Raw genomic sequence first — 8,612 nt, 5'->3', positions numbered from 1 at the left:
ACATATATTTGTCCAAAAGAAACACTTTAGCATTTGCAATTAAACTAATTACCAGTACAATGATAAACACTATTTTTTTCATAGACTTCCCCTAAATTGTTATTTTTTACTATATTGTAACTTAAATATTATTAAAAAACAAAGTACGCCAGACTTTACTAGACTGGCGTACTTCCCAACTCAATTCTTAATAAATTCTTTCGTTAACCCCTTCGCCTTCTCCAAAGCGTTTTTGATTTGTTCAAATCCTGTTCCACCCGAACTATTACGACGCTTTACAGCCGCATATGGTGAAAGAACTTCATACAAATCCTCTTCAAATAAAGAGCTCATTTCTTTATATGTTTCAAGCGAGACATCTAATAAATAAATTCCTTTTTGTGTGCAATATAGCACTAACTTCCCAACAATTTCATGAGCTTGACGGAATGGTAGTCCTTTGTTTGCTAAATAGTCGGCAATTTCTGTTGCGTTGGAGAAATCTTGCATCACAGCTTGCCCCATTTTTTCTTTGTTTACAGTCATCGTTTCAAGCATGCCCGCCATAATATGAAGGCATCCTTCTACTGTTTTTACTGTATCAAACATTCCCTCTTTATCTTCTTGCAAGTCTTTATTGTAAGCGAGCGGTAATCCTTTCATTACTGTAAGTAAACTGAATAAATTACCGTATACTCTGCCTGTTTTACCACGGATTAGTTCCGCCATATCCGGATTTTTCTTTTGCGGCATAATGCTGCTTCCAGTTGCGTATTGATCGCTCATTTCAATAAATTGAAACTCTTGGCTACTCCATAAAATAAGTTCTTCACAAAAGCGCGATAAGTGCATCATAAGCAGAGATGAGTTACTTAAAAACTCCAAGATGAAATCACGATCGCTTACTGCATCTAAACTATTTTCATATATTCCATTAAATCCAAGAAGCTCCGCACTATATTCTCGGTCAATCGGGAATGTCGTCCCAGCTAGCGCTCCTGCTCCTAATGGGGAGATATTAATACGCTTTAACGAATCTTCATAACGATTTACATCACGCTCTAACATCCAAAAGTAAGCGAGAATATGATGAGCAAATGAAATCGGCTGAGCACGTTGCAAATGCGTATAGCCAGGCATAATCGTTTCAATATTATTTTCTGCTTGATGAACAAGAACAGTTTGCAATTGTTTTGTAGCTTTTATAATATGTTCTACCTTTTCTTTTAAATACAAATGCATATCTGTCGCTACTTGATCATTACGACTTCGGCCAGTGTGAAGTTTTCCTCCTACTTCGCCAATTTGTTCAATTAACATTTTTTCGATGTTTAAATGAATATCCTCTGCTTCTACTAAAAATTGTAGCTTATTCTCTTTTGCTTCTTTCAATAAATATTGAAGACCTACCTTTATTTTCTCTGCTTCTTCTTTCGTAACGATGCCTTGCTTTGCTAGCATCGTTACGTGTGCAATACTCCCGTTTATATCTTGATTTACTAATTGTTGATCGAAAGAGATGGATGCTCCAAACTCTTCAACCCACGCTTCCGCTTCTTCAGTAAAACGTCCGCCCCAAAGTTTGCTCACGCTTCCACCTTCTTTTGATTCACTTGGCTGTATACTTTCGTCGGTAAACCAAATAATGAAATGAATCCAACTGCTGCATCATGATTAAATTCGTCCTGGGCAGTATATGTTGCTAATTTTTCATCGTATAAAGAGTATTCAGATTTACGTCCTTCTACAATCGCATGACCTTTAAATAATTTCACACGCACTGTACCTGTTACATTCTTTTGCGTTTCTTGTAAAAATGCATGAAGCGCTTGTTTTAAAGGTGAGAACCATAAACCGTTATAAATAAGTTCTGTTATTTTCTGTTCAATCACTGGTTTAAAATGCGCTACTTCTTTTACGTGTGTTAAATCTTCCAACTCTTTATGCGCAGTGATTAACGTCATTGCTGCTGGGCATTCGTATACTTCACGAGATTTAATACCGACAAGACGATTTTCTACGTGATCAATACGTCCAACGCCGTGTTTTCCAGCAAGCGCATTTAACGTTTTAATTAATTCTGCAAGTGAATATGCAGTGCCATTTAAAGTAGTCGGTACGCCCGCTTCAAATCCGATTTCTACAAACTCTGGTTTATTCGGTGTATCTTCTAACGCTAATGTCATCTCATATGCATCTTCTGGCGGCGCTGCCCATGGATCTTCTAAAATTCCACATTCGTTGCTGCGTCCCCATAAGTTTTGATCGATTGAAAACGGGCTATCTAAATTAATCGGAATTGGTACATCGTTTTCTTTTGCATATGCAATTTCTTCTTCACGTGACCATTTCCATTCACGTACAGGCGCAATCACTTCTAAGTAAGGATTTAATGCTTGGATAGAAACTTCAAAACGAACTTGGTCATTTCCTTTTCCTGTACATCCGTGTGCAACTGCAGTTGCGCCTTCTTGTTCTGCGATTTCTACTAATTTCTTCGCAATAAGCGGACGAGATAATGCAGAGACAAGAGGGTATTTTCCTTCGTATAATGTGTGTGCTTGCATCGCCATCAATGCATATTCGTTTGCAAATTCTTCTTGAACGTCAATCATATATGATTTAATTGCACCTACTGAAAGTGCCTTTTCCTTTACAAATGCTAAGTCTTTACCTTCCCCTAAGTCTAAACAAAGCGCGATAATATCATAATTCTTCTCTTGTAACCATTTAATTGCAACGGAAGTATCAAGACCTCCGGAATATGCTAATACAACTTTTTTCTTCTCCATTTTGCATCCCCCTAAAGAATAAATATTCATTTTCTTTTATAATAATTCACACTTTAACACCTTTCACAAAATGTATCAAGAGTCATTTTCAAATTTTTTCAAACAATTTCGTCGAACTTCTTTCTGTTTTTCTGTACAATATAAGCAGGAAAACGGGGGTGAACTTATGGAAAAGTATTTCTTATACGATGAACATCTAGGAATTGAAATTCCACATTTACAAGAAGACTGGGAAGAAATCCCCGAAAAAATGCAACATGCTATTTTACTAAAATGGGAACAAGTTCGCGGGAAAATTCCTGATCGTATAAAAGAACTTGAGCACTATATTAATAAAAAACAACATTATTTAAATAACGAAGAAGACTTCGAAGTTTCTTGTAAACTAAATTCAGAAATTGCCGATCTTGCTTCCATCATTAATGACCTTTGGCTTTGGTATCGACTCACTCAAAATGTATCTGAGGGGAAAGCACACCAATGAAAAAAGCATGCCCCTCAATTACTTTGGGTCATGCTTTTTTTGTCGTAACATGATTTACAATATATCTCTTGTGCTGTTTTTGCCAAACACACATCAAAAGGGCCAACTAATATACTTCTTTCTTTCGGCAACTTTACAAAAGCAACAAGCTCTTCTTCATATTGAATTTTTTTCTGACATGAAATACATATTAATTCTTTTCTTTTGAACATTTCTTTTAGCATACCTTCACTCTCCCCTTCATCTATCTATATTAATATACTCTCATAATAGTTAAGACTTGTAAAAAAATGACACATTCCGAATCGAATGATTCATATACTATGTACAAAAGGAGGTCTACAGCTTATGCGTGCTTTCGTTATTATCGCTTTAACTTTTTTAAGTGTGATTAGTTGGGATGCGTTTTTCAAAGATAAAAGTGATGAAAAGAATACAACGGAATAAAACCTTTTTTTCTTACTTATTGGACAAACCGTTACAAACTGTCCAATCCTCCGAAATAACTTAGGCTTTTCTACAAAAATATTTAAACATAACATTTTTTGTAGATTCCCTCCGTTTATTGTCGGTTTCCATCCGCATACATTTTTTAAAAGTATGATATAATAGTATAAATCTTGAAGGAAGGGATTTTGATATCATGATCGCTCGAAGGAGCATGTGGCATCGTATTGACGAATCATACACGTAGCGTATTTTTCAGCTCAGATACTTTAGTCTAGCGAAAAAAATACGAGAGTGGGGAAATTATGATTGCCCGAAGGATAATTTGGCAAAAAAAAGACTCTTCTTACACATAGCGTTTTGTTTAGGACTTAATTGTTACTAACTAAACAAAACAAAGAAGAGCAGGATTGCTAAATGAAGAATCCTACTCCACGTTTTGTTTAGTCGTTTTAAGACTTAAACTAAAACGAAGGTAGGGAGAATTGATGGACGAGAGGATTATTCGTTATTTCTTCAGCGACATATAGCGTAGTTAGTTTTTTCGTAAACTAACTGAAAGCTACATGTGAGCTCGTAGTTAGTTTACAACACAAAAAGGACTACTAACTACGGAAAGAAGGAATAACGATGAGGAACATCCAAAGTCGGCAAATTATTAAAGAAATTTTTATGGTTTTAATCGGTTCATTTATTTTAGCAGCAGCGCTATATCACATTCACTTCCAAAACCACTTAACAGAAGGTGGCTTTGTAGGAATTGCACTATTCATTCAAAACTTTTATGATATTTCACCATCTATTTCAACTGTATTAATGGATATCCCAATTATTTTACTGTGTGCTTCATTTTTAGGTAGAAAAATGGTTGGCTATTCATTCCTAGGTTCAATTTCATTCGGAGTATTTTATTCCTTTATGGAAAATTATTCTCCATTTACGGTAGATTTATCAAATAACTTATTTATAGCTGCAGTAGTTGGCGGTGCGTTAGCTGGTATTGGACTCGGTTTTATATTGCGATTTGGCGGTGCAACCGGTGGAGACGATATTTTAACAATTGTATTAAGTAAACGAACTCGTTTTACAATTGGGCAAATTTTCTTCGTCTTTGACGCGATTGTTCTTGCGCTTTCATTATATTATTTAAATTGGACAGAAATTGCTTTTACTATTCTTTCGATTGCCGTACAGGCAAAAACATTGGATTTAATTTATTATCCAAAAACAGAAAAAACAGCAGAAAAGCAGCCAGTATCTGTTCCAATGTCCAAAAAACATGCAACAAATTAAAAAAGCGAAAGGCTTCGGCCTCTCGCTTTTTTTATGCTCTTTTTTCTTTCTCGACTATATGGCGCACTTGATAAAATCTATTTGCAAATTCAGTAACGTTTCTTGTTAAACGATAATTCACTGTAGATCCAATTGCCATTCCAATTACCGGTATACCTTGGAATAATTTACGACGAAGAGCATAAATCGAAAATGTCTTCAAAATTTGTTTTAACACAACCTCAGTAGAAGCTGTTTGTAGCACTGCTTCGTCTCCTTCGTAGAAGAACGAATCTTCTTGCTCCAGCTCTTGCAATAAATTGTACCATGCGTATTGCTGAAGTCTTCCTGGTAGTAATGACGCATGAAACACCTTTAACGCAAGCATCATTTCATACGGCTTGTTCACATCATGTCCAAATGATGTTGCAATAAGTTGGACTGCCTTCACATTTAATGCGATCATAACCGGAAAATCCGCCGTTAATAATAATAAACCTCCAGCACCTGTTGCCCCGCCTTGTACAAATGAATATAGACGATGACGTGCTGTTTGCTGCTCTGCTATGTATGTTAATTGATCAATAGATAATACTTTCAAATCTTCAAGCTGTTCAATCGATTCATCAAATAATCTTGATGTTCCTAAAATCCGATTACGTGCATCTAACTGTGCTTGTGAACTTTGAATAAATGCATGCAAATGAAAGAGCCATCCATCTGCTTTCGTGAAGAATTCTTTTCGCTTTTTCTCAGGTAATTTCGCAACTGTAGTATGTAACCATTTATCAAACACTTTTTGAAAATCGGTCGCTTCTTGCTCAACTAATTGCGCTTCCCATTCTTTTATATTGTCTAAAATGGCTTGTTCTCGCTTCGATCGCATCGTAACAACCACCTCGTTCGATTTTTTTCTATTGTAACATATTTCTGCTTATTCTTTGCAAATATGCTTGTCTATCTTTATTCACATACCATTTTTGAATGGCATAAAATATTAACAAAAAGGATGAGATAAATCACATGAATCTATCCGATATAAAAAAAGAATATAATGCGGTATTCAGCTTAGGACAAAACTGCTGGCCTGCTTGGGCATTATATCAATTAGAATTATCACCATTTTTTGGCGTTATTGATTTTATGCTAAGCCCCTCATTAGAAAAAGTGAATGTATTATTACAAAATCGATTTGACCGCTTTTTAAATTTCGAAAATTTATCCTTCATCTCATTTTGGGATGATGATGCAAAATTAAGATTAAGGGACAACCTTTATGAAATTGACTCCTGTCATGACTTTAAAACAGATGTAAACACACCAACTTCTTGGCCTTCTTATACAGAAATTAAGTTAAATTATGAACATCGTATTAATCGTTTTCTAGCTACAATTGAAACGGCCGAATCCATATTATTTATTCGAACTGGAGGAACATATGAAGAAGCATGTTCCCTAGAACAAATTTTATCTCAAATCGTTACACATACATTCTCTGTCCTGTTACTAATTCCTGCCGATATACCAACTATCACCCAAGAAGATTGGGGATTACAACGTGTTTGCGTTATGAAATGTCCTATTATGGATGTATACCAATACAATGAAGCATTTTGGAAAGACTTATTTGATGGAATTACGATTAGACCACATTCTTAAATACATGACACCTTTACTACAAAACATATTATAATCTTCCTTATACAAAAAAATAAGGAGTGATTGTATATGTATCCACGTGCAAAGGCTTTTGGCATTGCTATACATCACGGGCGTCTTCTCGTACAAGAATATCATTCAGCCGATGAAACATTTTACCGACCTCTTGGTGGTTCAATTGAACTTGGTGAACAATCAGCACATACCGTTATTCGTGAATTTAGGGAAGAGCTTCATACAGAAGTGGAAATCACCAATTATTTAGGTTGTTTAGAAAATGTCTTTCATCTAGATGGAGACATTGGTCATGAAATTATTCAACTATATTCTTTGCGTTTATTAGACACGTCACTATATGAAATGAAAATATTAAATATACAAGATGAGGAAACAGTAGCATATGCGAAATGGATTCCTATTACGGCATTCATTCAGAAAGAAAAAATATTATATCCGGATGGAGTTTTAAAATACATCCAAAAGAAAAAAGACGAAATCCTATAGGATCTCGTCTTTTTTTTCATATATTAACCAATATCTCCAAGACGTAGTACGTCACGAGCAATCATAACTTCTTCGTCAGTTGGAATTACGATAATTTTTACTGGAGAGTGTGGGAAGCTGATGAATGCTTCTTCACCGAATACGTTATTACGTTTTGCATCGAAGTATACGCCCATGTACTCAAGGCCTTCTAATACGCGCTCACGAATAATCGCACTGTTTTCACCTACACCAGCTGTGAAAATGATTGCGTCTACACCTTTCATACGAGCAGTGTAAGAACCGATGTATTTGTGGATACGGCTTACGAATACATCAAGTGCTACTTTCGCACGGTGGTCGCCTTCTTCTTCCTTCGCAATGATGTCACGTAGGTCACTAGAGTAACCAGTAAGACCTAACATACCACTCTTCTTGTTTAATACGTTAACTACTTCTTCTACTGTTTGGCCTGTTTTTTCCATGATGTATGGAATTAACGCAGGGTCAAGGTTACCAGAACGTGTACCCATTGTTACACCAGCAAGTGGAGTGAAGCCCATAGAAGTATCAATAGATTTACCGCCTTCTACTGCTGCGATACTTGCACCGTTACCTAAGTGACAAGAAAGTAAGCTTAAGCTTTCAATTGGACGACCTAATAATTCAGCCGCACGCTCAGTTACATATTTATGAGAAGTTCCGTGGAAACCGTATTTACGGATGCCGAATTTTTCATAGTACTCATATGGTAAGCTGTATAGGAATGCAGATTCCGGCATTGTTTGGTGGAATGCTGTATCGAATACTGCTACTGCTGGTACGTTTGGTAATACTTCTTGGAATGCTTTAATACCAACAACGTTTGCTGGGTTATGAAGTGGTGCTAAATCGCTTAATTCTTCGATATCAGCTAATACTTCATCAGTAATTAAAACAGAGTCAGCAAATTTTTCCCCGCCGTGAACAACACGGTGACCGATACCGCCAATCTCATCTAGAGATTTAACGATTCCGTTTTCAGTTAACTTTTTAAGAAGCATATTAACTGCTACTGCGTGATCTGGAATGTTTGTAATTTCTTTTTGTTTTTCGCCATCTACAGTAATAGTGAAGATACTATCTTCTAAACCGATACGTTCTACTAAACCTTTTGTTAATACTGTTTCACTTGGCATTTCAAATAATTGGAATTTTAAGGAAGAGCTTCCTGCGTTAATCGCGATGATTTTTGACATCTAGTCTTTCGCCCCTTTTTCTCTTGGTAGTTGTGTGGATGTTTCCACAAACCGCTCGATTTTATCTGATCAAATTCACTAAATATGAAAACGTTTCATCATTAGCAAATTTTATACTCACGATTTTAATTTAAACATCGTCCGACATATATTTCAAGTGAAAAAATTGTAACACCAAGAAAAAATATATATTACAGATTTCAAAAAAATTCAGTTAAATCTTGTATATATTTAAAAATATGACATATTATATAAAAC

Annotated in this window: 9 protein-coding genes; 4 read left to right on the top strand and 5 right to left on the bottom strand. The window is 35.6% G+C overall.

What is annotated here, in order from left to right; genetic code table 11:
* Nucleotides 1-180: 180 nt before the first annotated feature.
* A complete protein-coding gene (argH, locus tag ABWK52_RS16510; protein WP_098204827.1) occupies nt 181-1,569 on the bottom strand; it encodes an argininosuccinate lyase in 1,389 nt (462 codons plus the stop codon).
* Complete coding sequence (locus ABWK52_RS16505; protein ID WP_000412315.1) at nt 1,566-2,771, bottom strand: argininosuccinate synthase; 1,206 nt, start codon at nt 2,769-2,771, stop codon at nt 1,566-1,568. The genes argH and ABWK52_RS16505 overlap by 4 nt, the downstream gene beginning before the upstream one ends.
* A gap of 166 nt (nt 2,772-2,937) precedes the next feature.
* Between ABWK52_RS16505 and ABWK52_RS16500 the strand changes: the two genes are divergently transcribed.
* Complete coding sequence (locus ABWK52_RS16500; RefSeq protein ID WP_000417216.1) at nt 2,938-3,255, top strand: hypothetical protein; 318 nt, start codon at nt 2,938-2,940, stop codon at nt 3,253-3,255.
* A gap of 14 nt (nt 3,256-3,269) precedes the next feature.
* Here ABWK52_RS16500 and ABWK52_RS16495 read toward each other — a convergent pair whose 3' ends face one another.
* A complete protein-coding gene (locus ABWK52_RS16495) occupies nt 3,270-3,479 on the bottom strand; it encodes a hypothetical protein (RefSeq protein ID WP_000910674.1) in 210 nt (69 codons plus the stop codon).
* 853 nt (nt 3,480-4,332) lie between these two features.
* On the opposite strand from ABWK52_RS16495, the gene ABWK52_RS16490 reads away from it, so the two are divergent.
* Nucleotides 4,333-4,995 carry a YitT family protein gene (locus tag ABWK52_RS16490; RefSeq protein WP_001244515.1) on the top strand — a complete coding sequence of 221 codons (663 nt, stop codon included), beginning with the start codon at nt 4,333-4,335 and terminating at the stop codon, nt 4,993-4,995.
* Between the two features lie 31 nt (nt 4,996-5,026).
* Here ABWK52_RS16490 and ABWK52_RS16485 read toward each other — a convergent pair whose 3' ends face one another.
* Nucleotides 5,027-5,860 (bottom strand): EcsC family protein, encoded by an 834-nt coding sequence (locus tag ABWK52_RS16485; RefSeq protein WP_098508113.1) that lies wholly within the window; start codon nt 5,858-5,860, stop codon nt 5,027-5,029.
* A gap of 137 nt (nt 5,861-5,997) precedes the next feature.
* Between ABWK52_RS16485 and ABWK52_RS16480 the strand changes: the two genes are divergently transcribed.
* Nucleotides 5,998-6,633: a DUF1796 family putative cysteine peptidase gene (locus ABWK52_RS16480; RefSeq protein ID WP_001053732.1), complete on the top strand. Its 636-nt coding sequence runs from the start codon at nt 5,998-6,000 to the stop codon at nt 6,631-6,633.
* A 69-nt stretch (nt 6,634-6,702) separates the two neighbouring features.
* A complete protein-coding gene (locus tag ABWK52_RS16475; RefSeq protein ID WP_000283468.1) occupies nt 6,703-7,137 on the top strand; it encodes an NUDIX hydrolase in 435 nt (144 codons plus the stop codon).
* A gap of 23 nt (nt 7,138-7,160) precedes the next feature.
* Here ABWK52_RS16475 and ackA read toward each other — a convergent pair whose 3' ends face one another.
* Nucleotides 7,161-8,354, bottom strand: a complete 1,194-nt coding sequence (gene ackA, locus ABWK52_RS16470; protein WP_000034575.1) for an acetate kinase — start codon at nt 8,352-8,354, stop codon at nt 7,161-7,163.
* Nucleotides 8,355-8,612: the final 258 nt, after the last annotated feature.

This window comes from Bacillus sp. AP50, from assembly GCF_040492675.1.
Classification (GTDB): Bacteria; Bacillota; Bacilli; order Bacillales; family Bacillaceae_G; genus Bacillus_A; species Bacillus_A cereus.
Note: the sequence above shows the minus strand (reverse complement) of the source record. Positions and strands in the feature narration are given on the sequence as shown.

Bases quoted from the DNA above. Each gene is read 5' to 3' on its own strand.
- ABWK52_RS16505 (WP_000412315.1), bottom strand. From the start codon at position 2,771: ATGGAGAAGAAAAAAGTTGTATTAGCATATTCCGGAGGTCTTGATACT.
- ABWK52_RS16500 (WP_000417216.1), top strand. From the start codon at position 2,938: ATGGAAAAGTATTTCTTATACGATGAACATCTAGGAATTGAAATTCCA.
- ABWK52_RS16495 (WP_000910674.1), bottom strand. From the start codon at position 3,479: ATGCTAAAAGAAATGTTCAAAAGAAAAGAATTAATATGTATTTCATGT.
- ABWK52_RS16490 (WP_001244515.1), top strand. From the start codon at position 4,333: ATGAGGAACATCCAAAGTCGGCAAATTATTAAAGAAATTTTTATGGTT.
- ABWK52_RS16485 (WP_098508113.1), bottom strand. From the start codon at position 5,860: ATGCGATCGAAGCGAGAACAAGCCATTTTAGACAATATAAAAGAATGG.
- ABWK52_RS16480 (WP_001053732.1), top strand. From the start codon at position 5,998: ATGAATCTATCCGATATAAAAAAAGAATATAATGCGGTATTCAGCTTA.
- ABWK52_RS16475 (WP_000283468.1), top strand. From the start codon at position 6,703: ATGTATCCACGTGCAAAGGCTTTTGGCATTGCTATACATCACGGGCGT.
- ackA (WP_000034575.1), bottom strand. From the start codon at position 8,354: ATGTCAAAAATCATCGCGATTAACGCAGGAAGCTCTTCCTTAAAATTC.